Consider the following 18,439-nt stretch of genomic DNA (forward strand, 5'->3'; position numbering starts at 1 on the left):
GATTCCAGCGGACATGCCGGATCGACCACCACAGTGGGTCTGGACTCCCACCCGCCACAACAGGTCCCGTATTGCCCGTACGAGCCCGTACACATGGCACTTGGGCACCATGGCGCCAACCACCTCGAACGGCCAGGAGGTGCCGGCCAGCACCAGGGCGGCTTCGCCGATCGACCTCGGGAGTGTCGGTTTCGTGGTACGAATGGGGTAATTCGGCCCTGGAGTTCCGGTGCCCGGACCTGGCGGAGGCGCGTCGCGATGAGTCGGAGACGAGGGTGGGCCGCCGTGCTCGCGGTCGCGCTGGCGACCACGCTCCCCGCCTGCACCCGGGAAAAGACCCCGCCGACCGGTACGGCCCGCGGCGCCCAGGGTGACGCCGTCGTCGCCCTCGCCCGCGACCACCTGGCGAAGAGCAACCTCCGGGCCGTCCTCCTCCGGGTGACCGTCGACGGGAAGGACGTGGCCACCGAGGCGCTCGGCGAGTCGCTCACCGGGGTGCCGGCCAGCACGGCGATGCGGTTCCGCAACGGTGCGGTCGCGTTCGCGTACATCAGTACCCTGCTGCTGAAGTTCGTCGACGAGAAGAAGGTCGGCCTCGACGATCCGGTCGGGCGCTGGCTGCCGACGTTGCCGGAGGCCGACAAGGTCACGCTGCGGATGCTGGCCAACCACACGTCGGGGTACCCGGACTACGAGACCGATCCCGTGTTCCAGCGGGCCTTCTACGCCGACCCGTTCCGGTCCTGGAGCTACGACCAGCGGCTGCGGATCGCGTTCGGCCGGCCCCAGGTGTCGGCGCCCGGCACCAACTGGAGCTACGCGCACACCAACTTCATGATCCTCGGCGAGGCCCTCGCGAAGATCGGCGGCGAGCCGCTGGACGTGCTCCTGCGCGAGAAGGTGCTGAAGCCGATGGGGCTGACCCACACCACCGCCGCCGACACCGCGGCGATCCCGGAACCGGTCCTGCACGCGTTCAGTTCCGAACGCCGCCAGGTACTGGGCATCGCGGCCCCGACGCCCTTCTACGAGGAGACCACGTCCTGGAACGCCGACTGGGGCACCCCGACCGGGGCCAGCCAGACCTCCACCATCGGGGACCTGGACCGCACGGCCATCGCGGTGGGCACCGGCGCGGTGCTGTCGAAGGCGAGCTACCACGCGATGACGGACGAGCGCCTGCTCGGCTTCGGCCAGAAGCTGGACAGCTGCGTGCCCTCGTGCTTCACCCAGATGGTCCGGTACAACTACGGCCTGGGTGTGGTGCGCTCCGGCGACTGGCTGCTGCAGAACCCGCTGCTCGGCGGGTACGCGGCGACCATGGCCTACCTGCCCGCCGGCAAGGTCGCGATCTCGGTGGCCGTCACCTTCCAGCCCGGCGCGTTCGACTGCGAGGGCCACTACGCGAATGCCAGTGACCAGCTGTTCCGGGAGATCGGGGCCCTGATGGCACCGGACGACAGCCCGCCGCCGGCACCGGCGCCCGCCGCGCGGTGCTGACCGTCCGCCGGCGGCCGCCTCGGGGTGGTCCGCCCCGGCGCGGCGCGCGGCGGGCGCCTACGGCCTCGGCCGGGGGGACGGGTCGAGCCGGCCGCCCACCCGGGCCGTCAACCGGGCCATCTCGAACGCCACCTGGCCCACGTCGCAGCCGTGCGCGGCGAGCACGCCCAGGGTCGAACCGTCCCCGATGGCCATCAGGAACAGGAAACCCTTGTCCATCTCGACCACGCTCTGCACGACGTCGCCCCACTCGATCACCCGGGTCGCCCCGTAGGTGAGGCTGACCAGGCCGGCGATGATCGCCGACAGCTGACCCGCCCGGCCGTCCGGCAACTGTTCGGACGCGGCGATCAGCAGACCGTCGGCGGACACGGCCGTGGCGTGCGCGACGCCCGGGACGCGGTCGGCGAGGTCGGCGAGGAGCCAACCGAGGTTCGTGGTGTCGCTGGCGGCTGTCATGGTCGGTGCTCCTCGGCGGGTGGTGCTGGGACTTCGGTGGACACGCGCCCGCGGATGGCGCCGAGCTGGAAGGCTGCCAGGGACGCCCGCATGGCGTCGGCGGTCCGGGTGATCGGCACGTCGGGTGCCTCGGCGTCCGCCCGGCCGGGGACCAGGTGGGCCATGGGTTCGCGCCGGGGCAGCCCGGCGGTCGTGTCCTCGGCCGGCCGGGGTTCGGCCGCCGCGCGCGCCGCCGCCCACCCGGGGTCGGCCGCCGCCCAGGCGGTGTCGCGCTGGGTCGGGACGGTCGGGGTGGAGCCGCGGGAGAACCAGGCGGTTTCCACCTGGCGGAAGATCGGGAGCTCCCTGGTCGCGTCCGCGTCGAAGCCCGCCGGGGAGGCGCCGGACGGCGGTAGGGGCGCCGGGGCGGGTTCGGCTTCGGCGGCCAGCTCCTGCCGGTGGGCTGGGCGGGCCTCCGGAACCAGGTCCACCGAGCGGGCCGTCTGAACCGGCTCCCCCTGGTGGGCCGTGCGGGCTTCCGGAACCGGCCCCACCCGGTGGACCAGGTGGGCTTCCGGAACCAGCCCCGCCACATGGCCCACACGGGCCTCCGGAACCGGCTCCACCTCACGGGCCAGGGAGGCCACCGGCTCCGAACCGGCCAGGTCCAGCAGCGCCACCGGTTCGGCCCCGACCACGGGCAGCCCAGCACCGACGGCGTCCGGGACCGGCCGACCCGCCGCGCGCAGGCTCGCGACGCCCCTGCTGAACACGTCCCACTGCGGCACGACCGGCGCCCTCGGCGGCCGGGGCCGCGACACCTGGTCGGGGCCGGACCGCGAGTGCCGGGCGCCCGTCGCGAACAGGGCCCGCGGCAGCCGGACCTCGGCGATCGTGCCGCCACCGGGCCGGGCCCGGAGTACGACCGTGATGCCGAGGCGGGTGGAGATCCGGCCGACGGCGATGATGCCCAGCAGCCGGACCGACGTGTCGATCGCCGGCGGGTGCGCCAGCTGGGTGTTCAGTTCGGCGAGCTGGTCGGGTTCCAGGCCGAGCCCGCTGTCCTCGATGGTGACGACGACCTCGTCGTCCACCCGCCGGCCCTGCACGAGGACCGTGGTGTCCGGTGCCGAGAAGCTGGTCGCGTTGTCCAGGAGCTCCGCCAGCAGGTGCACGACGTTGTTGACGGCGTGCGGCAGGAGGTCCACCCCCGCGTCGGTGGCGCCGACCTCGACCCGGGTGTACCGCTCGATCTCCGACTGCGCGGCCCGGACCACGTCGGACAGCGGGGTGTGCCGGGCCCCCGTCCGGCCGCCCTCGGTGCCCGCGAGGACCAGCAGGTTCTCGTTGTTCCGGCGCATCCGGGTGGCCAGGTGGTCGAGGCCGAAGAGGGCTTCGAGCTGGTCGGGGTCCTTCTCGTTCTGTTCGAGGAGGTCGAGTTGCCCGATCAGCCGGTCGACCAGGAGCTGGCTGCGGCGGGCGAGGTTGACGAACAGCCGGGAGATCCCGGCGCGCAGCGCGGCCTGCTCGGCGGCGATCCGCACGGCCTCCTGGTGCACGACGTTGAACGCCTCGCCGACCTGGGCGATCTCGTCGCGGCCGGTGATGTCGATCGGGGACTCGACCACGGCGGTCCGGCGGTGCGAGGTCGCGTCGTGCGCGTCGAGTTCGCGGAGCCGGGCCACGGCGGCGGGCAGCGACGTGTACGCCACGGTCAGCGCGCCCTCCCGGAGCTGGCGGAGCGGCACGAGCATCGACCGGGCGATCCCGAGCGCGACGAACACGGCCAGCACCAGGACCACGAGCACGATCGACCCCGACGTGACGGCCTGGCGGGTCTGGTCGTCGCGGTAGGCCGACAGCGAGCCGATGACGTCGCCGTCGACCCGGTCCTCGACGGTGCGCAGCAGTTCCGCGCGGGCGGACATCACCCGCCGCCAGTCGGTGGCGGTGCCGGTGAGCTTCAACGGCGTGTTCGGCAGGGTCCGGGTCACCGCGCCCTCGAAGCGCTGGGCCTGCAGGACGTCGGCGCCCTGGACGGTCTGGTCGAGCAGGGCGCGCTGCCCGGGGCTGGACGCGGAGCTGAAGGCGAGCAGGCTCTCGGAGTAGCCGGTGGTGGTGGCCACGAAGTCGCGTTGCTGGGCGGGGTCGAGGCGGCCGAACGCGAGGGCGCGCAGGACCACGACCTGTTCCTGCTGGACGGCCTCCTTGGCCGTGGACAGGGCGACGGCGGCCCGGATCTGGTCGGCGATGTCGGGGCGGACCCCGGCCTGGGCGAGGGACGCCCGGTAGGAGAGGAGGTCGGCGATCAGTGTCCGGTACCGGAACGCCGCCGTCGACAGCGCCACGGTGCGTCCGGGGGCGACCTGCTGGCGCAGCAGCCCGAGACCCTGGACCTGGTCGTCGACGCGCCGCAGCAGGGCCGCCGCGCCCTCGGTGAGCCCGGGGAGCCGTCGCGGGCCGAGTGCGGTGTACTTCGCGATCTCCGCGTCCGTCCGCCGGGCCTGTTCCAGGTAGGACGGGTCGTCGCCGGCGCCGGTGAGCGCGGCGGCGGCGGCCGACCGTTCCAGCTGCAGTTGCTGGATCACGCCGGCCACCTGGCGGTTGACCGTGGCGAGGGTGGTCAGCTGGCCGGCCTGGCCCGCCTGGTCGCCGAGCGCGAGGAGCTGGCCGGCGGCGAGCGCGACGATGAGCAGGAACGGCACGGTGAGGATCAGCGCGAGCTTGGAGCGGATGCGGACGTCGCGGAGCAGGGCGAGGGCGCCGCGTCGGCGTGACAGGGGTGCGGTGGGTGCCGGGGTCACCGGTTGTTCCTTGCGTCAGTGGCGAATGGAGATCCCGAGAGTCCTACCATGATGACCGACTGCGGGGGAAGTCTGCGAATACGGGAATTTTCCGCTGACATTCCGGATCTTGACGTGTTCACCGTTCCCGGGTTACAACTCTCGCGGAAACTCCCTGAGTCCGAAAGAGACGGTCGCATGCGCACCTCGCTCCGCAGTACGGCGGCCCGGCCGCTCGTGGCCCTGCTCGCGCTCGTCGTCTCCGCCGGTTGTAGCGGCTCCAGCCTGGGCGGGGAGGCCGCCGGGCCCGCGTCGACGGTCAAGATCGGGCTACTGGTCTCGCAGTCGGGGGTGTACAAGTCCGTCGGCGACGACATGGCCAACGGCTTCCGGTTGTACCTGGCCCTCAACGGCGGCAAGCTGGGCGGCCACCCGGTGGAGGTCGTCACGGCGGACGAGGGCGAGGGCGCGGACACCGCCCGCCCGGCGGCCGAGCGGCTGATCAAGCAGGACAAGGTGCTGGCCCTCGCGGGGGTGGTCGGCGCGGGTTCGGTCGCGGCGGTCAAGCCCCTGCTGGACGCGAACAAGGTCCCCCTCGTCGGCGCGAACGGCCGGCCCACCAAGCTCGCCGACCCGGCCTGGGTCTGGCACACGTCCTACATCAGCACCGAACCGGGCCTCGTGATGGGCGAGTACGTGCACAAGGCCGTCGACGGGCCGGTGTACGTGATCGGCCCCGACTACCAGGGCGGCTGGGACGAGATCGGCGGCTTCGTGGAGGCGTACACGAAGGCGGGCGGGAAGCTGGCGAACCCGGACGGCAAGCCCGTGTACACGCCGTTCCCGGGCACGAAGAACTTCCAGCCCTACCTCTCGGCGATCGCCGAGTCGGGGGCCAAGGCCGTGTACACGTTCTACGCGGGCGGCGCGGCGGTGGACTTCGTCAAGCAGTACCAGCAGTTCGGGCTGGCCGGGAAGGTGCCGCTGTACGCGGCCGGTTTCCTCACCGAGGGCGGGGTGCTCACCGCGCAGGGCGACGCGGCCGCCAACATCTACAACTCCCTGAACTACTCCCCCGACCTGGACAACCCGGCGAACCGCACCTTCACGTCGGAGTACCAGAAGAAGTTCGGCGGCCAGCCCACCACCTTCGCGATGGCGACCTACGACGCGGCGGCCGTGCTGGACAAGGCGATCGCGGCGGCCGGCAAGGATCTCACCTCGCAGACCCTCAACGCGGCCATCGCCAAGGTCGGCCAGATCAACAGCCCGCGCGGCCCGTGGCAGTTCGACGCGGCAGGGCACACCCCGGTGCAGAAGTGGTACCTGCGGCAGGTCCGCAAGGACGGGGCCACCCTGTCCAACGTCCTGGTCCAGGAACTGGCGACCGTCGGCGGATGAGCGGCTACCTGGTGACCGCCGTGGACGGCGTGGCCTTCGGGCTGCTGCTGTACACGGTGGCCGCCGGCCTGTCCCTGGTCTTCGGCGTCCTGGACGTGCTCAACCTGGCGCACGGCGTCCTCTACCTCGCCGGGGCCTACGTGTCCTACCTGCTCGCCGACGGCGGCTGGCGGGGACTGGCCCTGGCCGTGTGCGGCGGGGTGGCGGCCGGCGCGCTCGGCGGGCTCGCCCTGTCCGCGCTGACCAGGACCCTGGCGCACCGCGGCCACCTCGACCAGGCCCTCGCGACCCTCGGCCTCGCCTACGTCGCCGCGGACCTGTTCGCCACGGCGTTCGGCGGCGACGCGAAGCCGGCCTCCCCGCCGGCGGCCCTGGCCGGGTCGGTGCCCGTGTTCGGACACGCCTATCCGGTGTACCGCCTGGTGTTCATCGCCGTCGCGCTCGCCCTCGCGCTCGCCGGGCACCTCGCCTTCACCCGCACCTCCCTCGGCGCCCTGGTCCGGGCCACGGTCGCCGACCGGGACATGGTCCGCGCGCTGGGCGTCGACACCCGCCTCGTCGTCGGCGGGGTGTTCGCGGCCGGCGCGGCCCTCGCCGTCCTCGGCGGCGTGCTGGGCGCGCCGATCCTCGGGGCCGGGCCGGGCGTGGACCGGTCGGTGCTGGTGCTGTCCCTCGTCGTGGTCGTCGTGGGGGGCGTGGGTTCGCTGCCCGGCGCGTTCTGCGGGGCGCTGCTGGTCGGGGAGGTGCAGACCCTCGGGGTGCGGCTCGCGCCGTCCTACGCGCCGTTCCTGCTGTTCGGGGTGATGCTCGCGGTCCTGGCATCGCGGCCGGGCGGCCTGGTTCCCACGGTCCGGGCCACATGAGACGCCCGCCCTGGCGCCCGACCCGGCCGGGCGCGGTGCCGGCCGGCGAGGCGGGAGACCGCGCGGGCACGGGTGACGCCGTGCGCGGCGGCACAGCCCGGGACGGGCGACCGCGAGGTCGGGCGATCATGGGCAGCGGGGCATTCCGGGGCGCGGTGCCGCGTCGGACGGTCGCCGCCCTCGGGGTCGCCGGGATGCTGGCCGTGCCCTGGATCCTGGGCCCCTACCCGGTCCTGATGCTCTCGCACGCGCTGATCCTCGGCCTGCTCGCGATGAGCGCGAACCTCCTGACCGGCGTCACCGGCCTGCCCACCCTCGGCCAGGCGGCCTACCTCGGGGTCGGCGGCTACGCGGCGGCGACCGTGGCCCGGGCCGTCACGCCGGTGGGCGTCGTCCAGCTCCTCGCGGCGGTGGTGGCGGCCACGGCCGCGGCCCTTCTGACGGGTACCGTCGTGGCCCGATCGCACGGGATCGTCGCCATCATGGTCACGCTCGCCGTCGGGGAGCTGCTGCACGAGGCCGCCGTGCGGTGGACGCCCGTGACCGGCGGCACCGACGGCCTGGCCGGGATCGGCGACGTGGTCCCGTTCTGGGGCCTGCCCCCGCTCCCCCTCGACGGCCAGGTCTACTACTACGTCCTCGCCGTGTTCGCGGTCCTGGCCGCCGCCGTCGCCGCGCTCGTCCGGTCGCCGGTCGGCCTCGTCCTGCGGGGGATCCGGGACCACGCGGCACGGATGCGGGCACACGGCTACCCGGTGTTCCGGTACCGGCTGCTGGCACAGTGCGTCGCCGGTGGCCTGGCGGGCGCGGCCGGCGCGCTCACGGTCTCCGCGCAACGGTACTTCTCCCCCGCCGACCTGGGCTTCGACGTCTCCGCCCTCGCCCTCCTCGCCGTCGTCATCGGCGGGACCGGTTCCCTGTGGGGCGCGTGCGCCGGAGCCGCCGTCCTGGTGGTACTCCGCGACCAGGGCCTGCTCGGCGCGCACAACGGCCTCCTGCTCGGCGCGACCTGCCTCCTCGCGGTGTACGCCCTGCCGGGCGGCCTCGCGGCCCTGCCCCGCCGCCTCGCGAACCTCCGCCGGCCCCGCACATGAACCCCTCCCGCACCACCCTGGCCCAGTCGGCCCCGGACCGGCGGCCGGGCGCGCAGTACCCGGAAAAGGGGTCCGGGTGTTGATCCTCAGTGGTGTCACGGTCGCCTTCGGGCCGGTCGTCGCCGTGGACGACGTGTCCCTGCGGGTGGCGCCCGGCAGCCGGCACGGCCTGATCGGCCCGAACGGCGCCGGCAAGTCCACCCTGCTCGCCGCGATCGCCGGCACCACACCCGCGCGGGGCGGTTGCCGGTTGGCGGGCCGGGAACTCGCCGGACTGGCCCCGCACCGCCGGGCCCGGCTCGGCGTCGGCCGCACGCACCAGCAGGCGGCCACCTGCGCCACCCTCACGGCCCTGGACAACGTGCTCCTCGGCCTCTACCGGCAGGCGGGCCCGCTGCGCGCCGCACTCCGACCGGCCCTGCGCCGCGCGCTGCGGGCCCGCGCGGCCGACGCCCTCGCGGCGGTGGGCCTGGCCGACCGGGCGACGGTGACCGCCGGGGCGCTGTCCTACGCCGAACGCCGGTGCGTCGAACTCGCCGCCGCGCTCGCCACCGACCCGCGCCTGCTGCTGCTCGACGAACCGGCGGCCGGACTCGCGCCCTCGGAGGTCGAACGTCTCGCCCGGCTCCTCGCCGACCTGCCCGCCTCGACCACCGTGCTGATCGTCGAACACGACCTGGACCTCGTCTACGGCCTCGCGGACACGGTCACCGTCCTGGACAACGGCCGGCACCTGGTCACCGCCAGCCCGGCGGAGATCCGGACGTCGGCGGTCGTGCGGGACGCGTTCGCCGGGGTGCGGCCGTGACCACGACGCGGGGCACGGCCGTGACGGCCGCGCCGCTGGGCCTGGATGCGGAGGTGCGGCCGTGACGGCCGCGCTGCGGGGCCTCGATGCGGGGGTGCGGCCGTGACGGCCGCGCTGCGGGTCCGGGGGCTGACCGCCGGATACGCCGGTTCCACCGTCCTGAACGGGCTCGACCTCGACCTGCCGGCCGGGACGGTCCTGGCACTGCTCGGCCGCAACGGCGCGGGGAAGACCACCCTGCTGCACGCCCTGTTCGGCCTGGTCCGCCCCACGGCCGGCACGGTGCACACGCACGGGGCCGACGTCACCGGCCGCGCCACCCACCACCTGGCCCGGTCCGGGATGGCCCTGGTGCCGCAGGGCCGACGCGTCTTCTCATCCCTCACCGTGGCCGAACACCTGGCCCTCGCCGCCCGCCAGGGCACGCCGGCCCGCCGACGGTGGTCGGGCCGTGGGCCGTTGGGGACGGCATCAGCCCGGGCCGGTGTTCCGGGCCGTGACGGGCCGCCGGCCGGGCTGGACCGCGCCGACGTCCTCGCCCTCTTCCCCCGCCTCGGCGACCGCCTCCCCCAGCGCGCCGACCGGCTCTCCGGCGGCGAGCAGCAGATGCTCGCCCTGGCCCGCGCCCTCCTGCTCCGGCCCACCCTGCTGCTCCTCGACGAGCCGTTCGAGGGCCTCGCCACCGCCGTGACGGCCCGGGTGGTCGCGCTGCTGCCGGAGCTGGCCCGCGCCGGCACCGCCGTCCTGCTGGTGGAACAGCGCGTCGAGCTCGCCACCGCCGTCGCCGACCGGGTCACGGTCCTGGCCGACGGCACACTCACCCCATCCACCGGAAAGGCCCCAGAATGACCACGTACGCATTCGACAACGCCGAGGACCTGGCCGTCGACCAGCTCGCCAGCCTCCAGACCTGCCTGGACCCGATCACGTCCGCCAACCTCGACCGGCTCGGTGTCGGTCCGGGCTGGCGGTGCCTGGAGGTCGGCGCCGGGGCCGGTTCCGTCGCCCGGGACCTGGCCGAGCGGGTCGGGCCCACCGGTTCCGTGGTCGCGACCGACATCAAGCCGCACCTCCTCGACGGCCCGTTCGAGGTCCTGGCGCACGACATCACGACCGACCCGCTGCCGGCGGAGTCGTTCGACCTGATCCACTCCCGACTGGTACTGCTGCACCTGCCGGCCCGCGAGCAGGTACTCGCCAAACTCGTCCGGGCGTTGCGGCCCGGCGGCTGGCTGGTGTTCGAGGAGTTCGACTGCACGTGGCTGCCCGTGCTGTCCGCCCCCGACGAGGAGGCGGCGGCCCTGTTCACCCGCGTCAACGGCGCGATGCTGGCGCTCCTGGCCTCGGCCGGCGCCGACCTGGCCTGGGGCGCCAAGCTCTTCGGCGCGCTCGGCCGGCACGGCCTCGTGGACGTCGACGCGGCGGCGCACGCCGAACCGTGGCGGTCGGGCTCCCCGGGGGCCCGGCTGCACGAGATCAACTCGTGGCAGCTGGAGGCGCGGCTGGTCGGGGCGGGGCGGGTGACGGCCGAGGACCTGGTCGCGTTCCGGCGGGTACTCGCGGATCCGCGCTTCGCCGTGTCCTCGTACCTGACGGTGTCGGCGTGGGGCCGCAAACCCGCCGCCTGAACCCGCGCCCCGGCGTCGGCATGACAGCGGGTGGTGTCACAGCTGAGTACTTCTACTCAGGCGGTGATCCCCCATCCGATCTAGTGTTCAGCGCATGTCTGAACGTGAACCCGCAGCGCCCTGGTCCGCTGGTGCCGTCTTCGTGCTGACCCTGCTGTGGCTGGGCGGCCTGGTGGTGCTCGCCGGGTTCGCCTTCAGCGCCGGCATGGAACAATGGTCCAACTTCTACAGCGAGACCACCGCGGCGGAGGCCGACAGCCTCGAGCGCCAGGGAAATCTGATCATGATGTCGGGCGGGATCCTCCTGTTCGCCGGACCCACGGTCATCGCCGCGACGGCGGCTCTGGGGCGGCGGTACTGGGCCGCCGGGATCTACGGTGTCCTCGCCGTGCTGACCCTGATCGCCGGCCTGACCATCGCCGGGCCGGCGTACCGGAAGCTGAACCCGCCCGCGCCGGAACCGTCCCCGTCGTACGTGTGCCAGGAGACCAGCGGCGAGGGCGGCCCCAGTTGCCCGGGCGGCTGAGCGCCGCGACGGTGAGCGTTCCCGACCCCGGGACACCAGGTCCCTGGGCCGGGCGCCGGCTCAGCGCAGCCCGGCGAAGAAGGCCCGCACGTCCTCGGTGACGGTCCCCGGGTGGGTGTGCGCCGCGTAGTGGCCGGTGATGTCCTTGTGCACGTTCCAGGACACGATCGCCGCGTGGTCGCGCTCGGCGAACCGGCGGATCGACGCGAAGTCCCCGGAGCCCGCCGCGCACAGCCCGGTCGGCACACTGGTCGGACCCGTGGGGCCGTGTCCGGCGCGGGCGTTCTCGGCGTAGAACCGGATGGCGGAGCCCGCGGTCCGGGTCAGCCAAGCGGCGGGTCGGGCCGGTGACCGGGAGGCGGCCCGCGCCGCGCTCGCCGAGGCCGCGACGATCGCCGCCGACCTGGGGACCGCGCCCCTGGCGGCCCGGATCGCGGACCTGCTCGATCCGCCGCCGGCCCCGCACGGCCTCACGGACCGCGAACGGCAGGTCCTGGTCCTGGTCGCCCGGGGGCTCAGCAACCGGCAGGTCGGCCGGGAGCTGGGGATCTCGCAGAACACGGCGGGGGTGCACGTGTCGAGGATCCTGGCGAAGCTGGGCGCGGCGAGCCGGACCGAGGCGGCGGCGGTGGCGCACCGCGCGGGGTGGACCACAGACGACGCCTGACGCGCGGCGGTCGACGCCCGGCTGCCCGGACGTCGACCACCCCACAGCCCCCTAGTAGCAGGTGTAGGTCCTGAACTCGTGGGACCGCAGGTTCAGTCCGATGATGTCCCACATCGTGTTGGGCGGGATGCAACCGGCCGAGTTCTGGTTGTTCGCGTCGAAGTAGAACCAGGCGAAGTAGCCCGTCTTGTTGTAGACGGAGCCGACGTTGTTGTTGGTGGACCACGAGCAGCGGACGCTGCCGTTGCGCCAGTCGTTGTCGGCGCTGTTCCAGGTGCACCGCCGGCCGACTCCGCCGTACTGGTCCCAGACGCACAACGTGGCGCTGGGACAGTCCCAGGCCGCCGTCACGCTGACGGGCGTCCGCGCCTCGGCGGTGGCGGCGGTGGCCGTGCCGCTGAGTCCGCCGAGCAGCAGCGCGAACATGCTGAGCGCGACGAGGATCCTCTGTGTGGTTCTCACGTGTCCCCCATGGGTGGAAGGGTCGTTGACCCGTTCAATACACAGCACTGGACTTACTGGCGCCTTTCAATGTCTGATGTGGAGGTAAGGTTCCGTCTTCGCAAGTCACGGGGTGTTTGGATGACGGTGCTCGTGCTCGGTGACGTCTGCCTGGACGTCGGTGGCCGCCGGTTGGCCGCGCCGCCGGGGGTGTCCGGGGCGATCCTGGCGGCGCTCGCGGTGGCCGACCACCCGCTGTCCGTGGACCGGTTGTACGCCCTGGCGTGGGGCACCCGCCCGACCAGTGCGCCCGAGACCGTCGTGCAGGTCGGGGTGCACCGGTTGCGGCGCTGGCTCGCCGAGCACGCCGGGGGCTCGGTGCGGGTGGTGACGGCGGCCGGCCGGTACACCCTGGAGGCTGATCTTCCGACGGACCTGGAGCGGTTCCGGACGCTGCGGGCCGCAGCCGGTGGTGCCCGCCCGCTGCTGGAGGAGGCCCTGGAGCTGTGGCGCGGGCCGGCCCTCGGGACGCTGGCCAGGGCCGGCCTGGCCGAGCGGGCGGCGGAGCTGGACCGGGAACACGCCGCGGTGGTCACCGGGTGCGCGGCCGCCGCGCTCGCCGACGGGGACCCGGAACGGACGTTGACCCTGGCCGTGCCGCTGGCCGCCGCGCACCCGCTCGACGAGGGGGTGCACGCGCTGGTCCTCGACGCGCTGACGGCCAGCGGCCAGCAGAGCGCGGCCCTGCTCGCCTTCGAACGGATCCGGCGGAGCCTGGCGGAGGAGCTGGGCGTCGGTCCGGGGGCGGCGTTGAACGCCGCGCACCTGCGCGCGCTGCGCCCGGCCGGGCCGGACCCCGCCGCCCGCCCGACCCCCGTGGTGCAGCTGCCGGCCGACACCGCGGACTTCACGGGCCGCGCGCGCCAGATCGCCGAGCTCCGGGCGGCCCTGACCGGGGCCCGCGACACGCTGCCCGTCGTGGTCCTGGTGGGGCACGCGGGCGTCGGCAAGTCCACCCTGGCCGTGCACGTGGCGCAGCACCTGGGTGAGGCGTTCCCGGACGGCCGGCTGTACCTGAACCTGCGCGACCTGTCCGCCGCCGAGGCCCTGGCCCGGCTGCTCCGCGCCCTCGACGTGCACGGCTCGGCGCTGCCGGTCGAGCTGGCCGACCGGGCGGCGATGTTCCGGGAACGGTGCGCCGGACGCCGGCTGCTGGTGGTGCTCGACGACGCGACGGAGGAGAGCCAGCTGCCGCCGCTGTTGCCGGGCAGCCCGACGTGCGCGGTCCTCGTCACCAGCCGGATCCGGTTGACCGGCCTGCCCGGCGCCCGGATCGTCGGCCTGGACGTGCTCGAACCGGCCGAGTCGGTCCAGCTGCTCTGCCGGATCGTCGGTCGGCACCGGGCGGACCGGCCGGCCGACGCCCGGGTGCTGGCCCAGTTGTGCGGGCATCTGCCGTTGGCGCTGCGGGTCGCGGGTGCCAAACTGGCCGGCCGGCCCGGGCGCACCCTGGGCTGGCTGACCTCCCGGCTCACCGACGAACGCCGCCGCCTCGACGAGCTGACGCACGGCGACCTCGCGGTCCGGGCCAGCCTGGAGCTGAGCTACCGGACCCTGGGCGATCCGGAGCGCCGGACGTTCCGGCTGCTCGGCGCGCTGGAGGCGCGGACCGTCACCAGCTGGGTGGTGCGCGCGATGCTCGACGTCGGCCCGCGCGAGGCCGAGGACCTGCTCGACGTGCTCGCCGGTTGCCACCTCCTCGAGAGCTGCGGCCCGGACCGGTTCCGGTTCCACGACCTGGTCCGGTTGTACGCGAAGGAACGCGCCGCCGAGGAGGAGCCCCCGGACGCGCTCGCCGCGGCGGTCACCCGGGCCGTCACGGGCTGGCTGGCCCTGGCGAGGCGGGCGGAGGCCCAGCTCCAGGCGGGAGCGTGGCAGGTGCCGGACCGGCACCCGGCGGAGCTGGCGGGCGAGGTGGTCTCCGATCCGCTGGCCTGGTTCGAGGCGGAGCGCGACGGGATCGTGGCGGCGGTCCAGCAGGCCGCCAGGGTGGGCGCGGCCGGGCTGGCCTGGTCGCTGGCCGCGACCGCCGCGGGCTACTTCGACCTGCACGGCGACCTCGACGAGTGGCGCCGGACCCACCTGCTCGCCCTGGAGGCGGCGGAGCTGGCGGGCGACCGGACCGGGGTGGCGTACCTGCGGCTCGGGCTGGCCCGGCTGGCAGCCCGCGACGACGACCTGGACCTGTTCGAACGGCTGCTGCGCCGGGCCCGGGCCGAGTTCGCGACCCTGGACGACCGGCACGGCCTGGCGTTGACGGACTGCGCCCTCGCCGAGCTGGCCCGGTTCACCGACGACCACGCCGAGGCGTGCCGGCTGGTCGCGGTGGTGCTCGGACACCTCCGGGAGCACCCGGACCCGTTGGCCCTGCTGCGGGCGCTGCTCCTGGAAGGGATGCTGCACCTGGACGCCGGGGCGTACGGGGCAGCCGAGGTCCGGTTCGTCGAGGGCCTGGCGATGGCCCGGTCCCTCGGGTGCCTGCGGTTCACGGCGCAGCACCAGCAGTTCCTCGGCGAGGTCTACGCCGCCACCGGTCGCGCCCCGGCCGGGGTCGCGGCGTGCAGGGAGGCCGAGGCGCTGTTCCGTTCGGCGGGCGACGAGCTGCGCGCCACGTACGTGCGGACCACGATCGCCGAGGCGCTGATCCGGGGCGGCGACCCCGATCAGGCGTGCGCGATGGTGGTGGAGTGCGTCGCCACCCACGGCAGGCTGGGTGACGCGTTCGGCCTGGCGCAGGCGTTGACGGTGCTCGGCGAGGCGCACCTGGCCGCCGGCCGGCCGGCGGAGGCGGTGGTGGCGCTGACCCGGGCGGGCGCGCACTGGCGGAATCTCGATCCGGCGCACACGGCGGAGGAGGCGGGGTGCGCGGAACTCCTGGGCAGGGCCGGCGCGGGGGTCGCCGGAACGAAATACCGGGGCGGCCGTGGATAGCCGCCCCGGTATCACCATTCGGTACCCTTTAGAAACGGGAGTAGATCTGCCATTCCTTGCCGCAGTCCTCGCCCCGGACATTGAATGTGCACTCCGCGATCCAGACCTTCTGGGCGTTGCGGAAACTGAACTCGAAGGACTTCGGAGTCGAGTTGTGGCCGCCGCTGTTGGTCGCCCGGTGGTAGCTGATCTGGCCACCCGAGTTGCGGACCTTGACCCGGACGCGGGCGCTCTTGCTGTCCCCCGCCGTGTCCCAGACCTTGCCCCGGACGTGGACGTCCCAGTTGCTGCCGCTGGTGGTCTTCCACAGGTCACCCTCGGCGCTCGCGCCGGCCACGCCCTCGGGGTTGGTGTTCCAGTAGCTGTTGATCACGTCGGCGTGTGCGATGCCGGAGGCGCCGAGGGCGAGCCCGACACCCGCCAGCGTCGCGAGGAACACGGAGACTTTCCGTCTCTTCAGGATTGCCATGTGTTGTCGTCCCCCTGTTGTGGGCGGCCGGCCATTTCTGCCGGCCGCGTGCCTCAAATCTTGTTGATCGCGGCTGGGAAGGCAATACCGCACAAGTTTGAGACACGCGCTACCGCCGGGGCTGTAGTGACTATTCCGATGTACGTCCCAAGTGGTGCCCGACTTCCATTACCGCGGTACACGAAAATTGCTTGACCGGCGGTCTAGGGGAAGACGAACCAGGTGAATGTCACCTGCGCGGTGCGTCCGCTCGCGTCGGTCACCGTGACGGTGACGTTCCGGTTCTGGAAGGTCGTCGGGGTGCCGCTGACGACGCCCGTGGCCTGGTTGACGCTGAGGCCGGTGGGCAGGTTGGTGGCGGTGAAGCGGTAGGGGGCGCTGCCGCCGGAGGCCCGCAGGGCCAGGGTGACGGGCTTGCCCACGTTGGAGATCTGCAGGCCGGGGTTGGCCAGGGTCAGGTTGGTGGGGGTGGTCGACCCCACGGTGAGGGTGAACGTGGTCTGCGCGCTGGTCTGGCCCTTGGTCCCGGTGACGGTGATCGGGTAGGTGCCGGCCGGGGTGTTCGCGCTGGTGGCGACCGTCAGGGTGGCGTTGCCGCCCACGGAGATGGTCGTCGGGTCGAACGTGGCGGTGGCCCCGCTCGGCAGGCCGCTGGCGGACAGGGTGATGTCGCCGGTCGGCGGGGTGGTGCCGCCGAGCTGCTCGTTGGCCCAGTCCCCCATCACGCCGTGCAGGCGGCCGTGGGCGTTGTAGGACGCGCAGTCGGTGCGCAGCCAGGAGAAGACGCCGTAGATCTTGCCGTTGGACAGGTACGGGCCGCCGCTGTCGCCCTGGCACAGGCCGGTGCTGTTGTCGCCGTACCCGTCGCAGAACATGTACCGGGCGTCGAACTGGTTGTTGATGGTCTTGCAGTTCTGGTCGTCGGCGACGGGCAGCACGGTCTCGTTCAGCTTGGTGTTGCGGTTGGTGTCGTTCGCGTCGGTCTTGCCGTAGCCGACGGCGGTGCCCCGGGTGCCGACCGGCAGGGTGTCACCGGACTTGGCGACCGCCGGGTAGGCCATGCCGGCGGGGGTGGGGATGTCCGAGGCCGCGATGATGACCGCGACGTCCCAGCCGGTCCGCCAGCCGTCGCTCGCGTTGTAGTTGGGGTGCGTGCGGTACTCGGCGATCTCGATCCGGGTGCCCGTGTTCGTGTTCGCCAGGTCGTCGCGGCCGTAGACCAGGTACTTGTCGCCCTGGGCGAACTTGCAGTGCGCGGCGATCAGCACGATCCGCTTGGCCACGACGCTGCCGGTGCAGGACTGCTCGGTCGGCCGCGCGCCACCCGCCCGGTGCTGGGAGATGATGAACGGGTACTTGGCCACGGTGGTCTGCGTGCCGTTGATGACCCCCTGGGGCGGGGCGGCGGTGGTGGCGGTGGCGGTGATCCTCGTGCTGGCCGAACCGCCGGCCTGGACGGTGGCCGAGGTGGGGCTGGCCGCCAGCGTGTAGTCGCCGGTCGGCGGCTCGGTGCCGCCCGTCGGCACGTACAGCAGCTTGTTCGGGGTACCGGCCGGCAGGTTGTTCAGCTTGCCGGTGGACGCGTTGTCCATCACCCAGGAGTGCACCTGGGCGGGGGTGGCCGACGGGTGGCCGGTCAGGTAGGTGGCGACGGCGCCCGCGACGTGCGGGGCGGCCATCGACGTGCCGGACATGGTCGTCGTCGCGGTGTCGGAGCCGTGGTGCGCCGACAGGATGTTGCTGCCGGGCGCGTGCAGGTCCATGCAGGTGCCGTAGTTGGAGTCGCCGGCCTTGCCGTCGCTGGAGGTGGAGTTGCCGACCTGGAGCGCCTCGGTGACCTGGCCGCCGGGGCCGTGGTTGCAGGCGTTGGCGCCGTTGTTGCCGGTGATCAGCGACCACTGCACGCCCGACTGGACCGAGGACCGGATGGCGCTGGCGGCGATGTCCTTGTCGTCGGTGTACACCGACAGGTTCACCACGGCGGGCTTGACCGCGTTGGCGGTGACCCATTCGGCGGCCTTGGACACGTCGATGTCCTTGCCCATGCCGTCGCAGCCGAGGACGCGCACGGAGACCAGCTTGGCCTTCTTGGCCACGCCGTAGGTCTTGCCGGCGGCGATGCCGGACACGTGGGTGCCGTGGCCGTGACAGTCCGAGCCGTTGGTCGAGGGGACCACGAGGTCGGTACCCGCAGAGGCCCGGCCCTCGAACTCGGTGTGGCTGAACCGGATCCCGGTGTCCACGACGTAGACCGTGACGCCCTGACCGGCCGCCGCGTCGTCGTAGGTGTAGGACTTCGACAGCGGGAGGCTGGCCTGGTCGATGCGGTCCAGGCCCCAGTTGGGCGGGTTGGGCTGGGTGACCGCCCCGCCGACGCCGGCCGTGCCGGACTGTGCGACGGAGGCGACCTCGGGGCGGGCGGCGATCCGGCGGGCGGCCCGCTCCGACAGGCCCTCGACCGCGTAGCCGGTCATGGTGCGGGTGTACACCGAGTGCAGGCGGCCACCGTAGCGGGCGACGGCCGCCTCGGCGGTGGACTGGGTGGCCGTCGCGGTCAGCGCGTTCGGCTTCAGGGTCACCAGGTAGGCGCCCGGAACGGGGTTGCGGGCGGCGTGCCGCACGTCGGTCTCGGCCTCGTCGGCGTGCGCCAGGCCGGGTGACAGGGCCAGGAGCAGTGTCGCCGCTCCGGCCGCCAGGAATGCTCGGGTGGTTGACATCGGTGGTCCCATCGTGAGGGGTAGGGCGGAACACCCCGACCCTACGAACGAGGATCATCAATGCGAATGGCTTGTAAGAACGTAACTTGACATGGGTACGGGGTCGGAAGAGC

General features: G+C 73.5%; 16 protein-coding genes. 10 read left to right on the forward strand and 6 right to left on the reverse strand.

Annotated features, from left to right (window positions below; all coding sequences use genetic code 11):
* The first annotated feature begins 258 nt into the window (after nucleotides 1-258).
* On the forward strand, nucleotides 259-1,500 hold the full coding sequence (locus AB0M43_RS06925; protein ID WP_363721854.1) for a serine hydrolase domain-containing protein: 1,242 nt from the start codon (nucleotides 259-261) through the stop codon (nucleotides 1,498-1,500).
* 57 nt (nucleotides 1,501-1,557) lie between these two features.
* Here AB0M43_RS06925 and AB0M43_RS06930 read toward each other — a convergent pair whose 3' ends face one another.
* Nucleotides 1,558-1,959, reverse strand: a complete 402-nt coding sequence (locus tag AB0M43_RS06930; protein WP_363721856.1) for a roadblock/LC7 domain-containing protein — start codon at nucleotides 1,957-1,959, stop codon at nucleotides 1,558-1,560.
* Nucleotides 1,956-4,742, reverse strand: coding sequence for a nitrate- and nitrite sensing domain-containing protein (locus AB0M43_RS06935; RefSeq protein WP_363721858.1), 2,787 nt, complete (start codon nucleotides 4,740-4,742; stop codon nucleotides 1,956-1,958). Before AB0M43_RS06935 ends, AB0M43_RS06930 begins: the two co-directional genes overlap by 4 nt.
* 177 nt (nucleotides 4,743-4,919) lie before the next feature.
* Between AB0M43_RS06935 and AB0M43_RS06940 the strand changes: the two genes are divergently transcribed.
* The 7 genes from AB0M43_RS06940 (at nucleotide 4,920) to AB0M43_RS06970 (ending at nucleotide 11,041) form a co-directional block, all read left to right on the forward strand.
* Nucleotides 4,920-6,122, forward strand: a complete 1,203-nt coding sequence (locus AB0M43_RS06940; protein WP_363721860.1) for an ABC transporter substrate-binding protein — start codon at nucleotides 4,920-4,922, stop codon at nucleotides 6,120-6,122.
* A complete protein-coding gene (locus AB0M43_RS06945; protein WP_363721862.1) occupies nucleotides 6,119-6,985 on the forward strand; it encodes a branched-chain amino acid ABC transporter permease in 867 nt (288 codons plus the stop codon). The genes AB0M43_RS06940 and AB0M43_RS06945 overlap by 4 nt, the downstream gene beginning before the upstream one ends.
* Nucleotides 6,986-7,113: 128 nt before the next feature.
* Entirely contained in the window at nucleotides 7,114-8,079 is a 966-nt protein-coding gene (locus tag AB0M43_RS06950; RefSeq protein ID WP_363721864.1) for a branched-chain amino acid ABC transporter permease, read from the forward strand.
* Nucleotides 8,080-8,155: 76 nt separating this feature from the next.
* The gene (locus AB0M43_RS06955) at nucleotides 8,156-8,887 is read left to right on the forward strand and encodes an ATP-binding cassette domain-containing protein (RefSeq protein ID WP_363721866.1); all 732 of its coding nucleotides are present in this window, start codon (nucleotides 8,156-8,158) and stop codon (nucleotides 8,885-8,887) included.
* Nucleotides 8,888-8,989: 102 nt separating this feature from the next.
* A complete protein-coding gene (locus AB0M43_RS06960; RefSeq protein WP_363721868.1) occupies nucleotides 8,990-9,736 on the forward strand; it encodes an ATP-binding cassette domain-containing protein in 747 nt (248 codons plus the stop codon).
* On the forward strand, nucleotides 9,733-10,515 hold the full coding sequence (locus AB0M43_RS06965; protein WP_363721870.1) for a methyltransferase domain-containing protein: 783 nt from the start codon (nucleotides 9,733-9,735) through the stop codon (nucleotides 10,513-10,515). The genes AB0M43_RS06960 and AB0M43_RS06965 overlap by 4 nt, the downstream gene beginning before the upstream one ends.
* Before the next feature lie 94 nt (nucleotides 10,516-10,609).
* Nucleotides 10,610-11,041 carry a DUF6234 family protein gene (locus AB0M43_RS06970; protein WP_363721872.1) on the forward strand — a complete coding sequence of 144 codons (432 nt, stop codon included), beginning with the start codon at nucleotides 10,610-10,612 and terminating at the stop codon, nucleotides 11,039-11,041.
* A 60-nt stretch (nucleotides 11,042-11,101) separates the two neighbouring features.
* On the opposite strand, the gene AB0M43_RS06975 is transcribed toward AB0M43_RS06970, so the two are convergent.
* Nucleotides 11,102-11,287, reverse strand: coding sequence for a hypothetical protein (locus AB0M43_RS06975; protein ID WP_363721874.1), 186 nt, complete (start codon nucleotides 11,285-11,287; stop codon nucleotides 11,102-11,104).
* A gap of 55 nt (nucleotides 11,288-11,342) precedes the next feature.
* Here AB0M43_RS06975 and AB0M43_RS06980 point away from each other — a divergent pair, with 55 nt between their 5' ends.
* Nucleotides 11,343-11,708: a response regulator transcription factor gene (locus AB0M43_RS06980; RefSeq protein WP_363721875.1), complete on the forward strand. Its 366-nt coding sequence runs from the start codon at nucleotides 11,343-11,345 to the stop codon at nucleotides 11,706-11,708.
* Between the two features lie 51 nt (nucleotides 11,709-11,759).
* On the opposite strand, the gene AB0M43_RS06985 is transcribed toward AB0M43_RS06980, so the two are convergent.
* On the reverse strand, nucleotides 11,760-12,170 hold the full coding sequence (locus AB0M43_RS06985; protein WP_363721876.1) for a peptidase inhibitor family I36 protein: 411 nt from the start codon (nucleotides 12,168-12,170) through the stop codon (nucleotides 11,760-11,762).
* 120 nt (nucleotides 12,171-12,290) lie between these two features.
* Between AB0M43_RS06985 and AB0M43_RS06990 the strand changes: the two genes are divergently transcribed.
* Nucleotides 12,291-15,140, forward strand: a complete 2,850-nt coding sequence (locus tag AB0M43_RS06990; protein WP_363721877.1) for a BTAD domain-containing putative transcriptional regulator — start codon at nucleotides 12,291-12,293, stop codon at nucleotides 15,138-15,140.
* A gap of 28 nt (nucleotides 15,141-15,168) precedes the next feature.
* Here AB0M43_RS06990 and AB0M43_RS06995 read toward each other — a convergent pair whose 3' ends face one another.
* Both AB0M43_RS06995 and AB0M43_RS07000 read right to left on the reverse strand, forming a co-directional pair.
* Nucleotides 15,169-15,609, reverse strand: coding sequence for a hypothetical protein (locus tag AB0M43_RS06995; protein ID WP_363721878.1), 441 nt, complete (start codon nucleotides 15,607-15,609; stop codon nucleotides 15,169-15,171).
* A gap of 203 nt (nucleotides 15,610-15,812) precedes the next feature.
* Entirely contained in the window at nucleotides 15,813-18,326 is a 2,514-nt protein-coding gene (locus AB0M43_RS07000) for a S8 family serine peptidase (protein WP_363721879.1), read from the reverse strand.
* Nucleotides 18,327-18,439 lie beyond the last annotated feature (113 nt).

The organism is Longispora sp. NPDC051575 (assembly GCF_040681875.1).
Taxonomy (GTDB): domain Bacteria; phylum Actinomycetota; class Actinomycetes; order Mycobacteriales; family Micromonosporaceae; genus Longispora.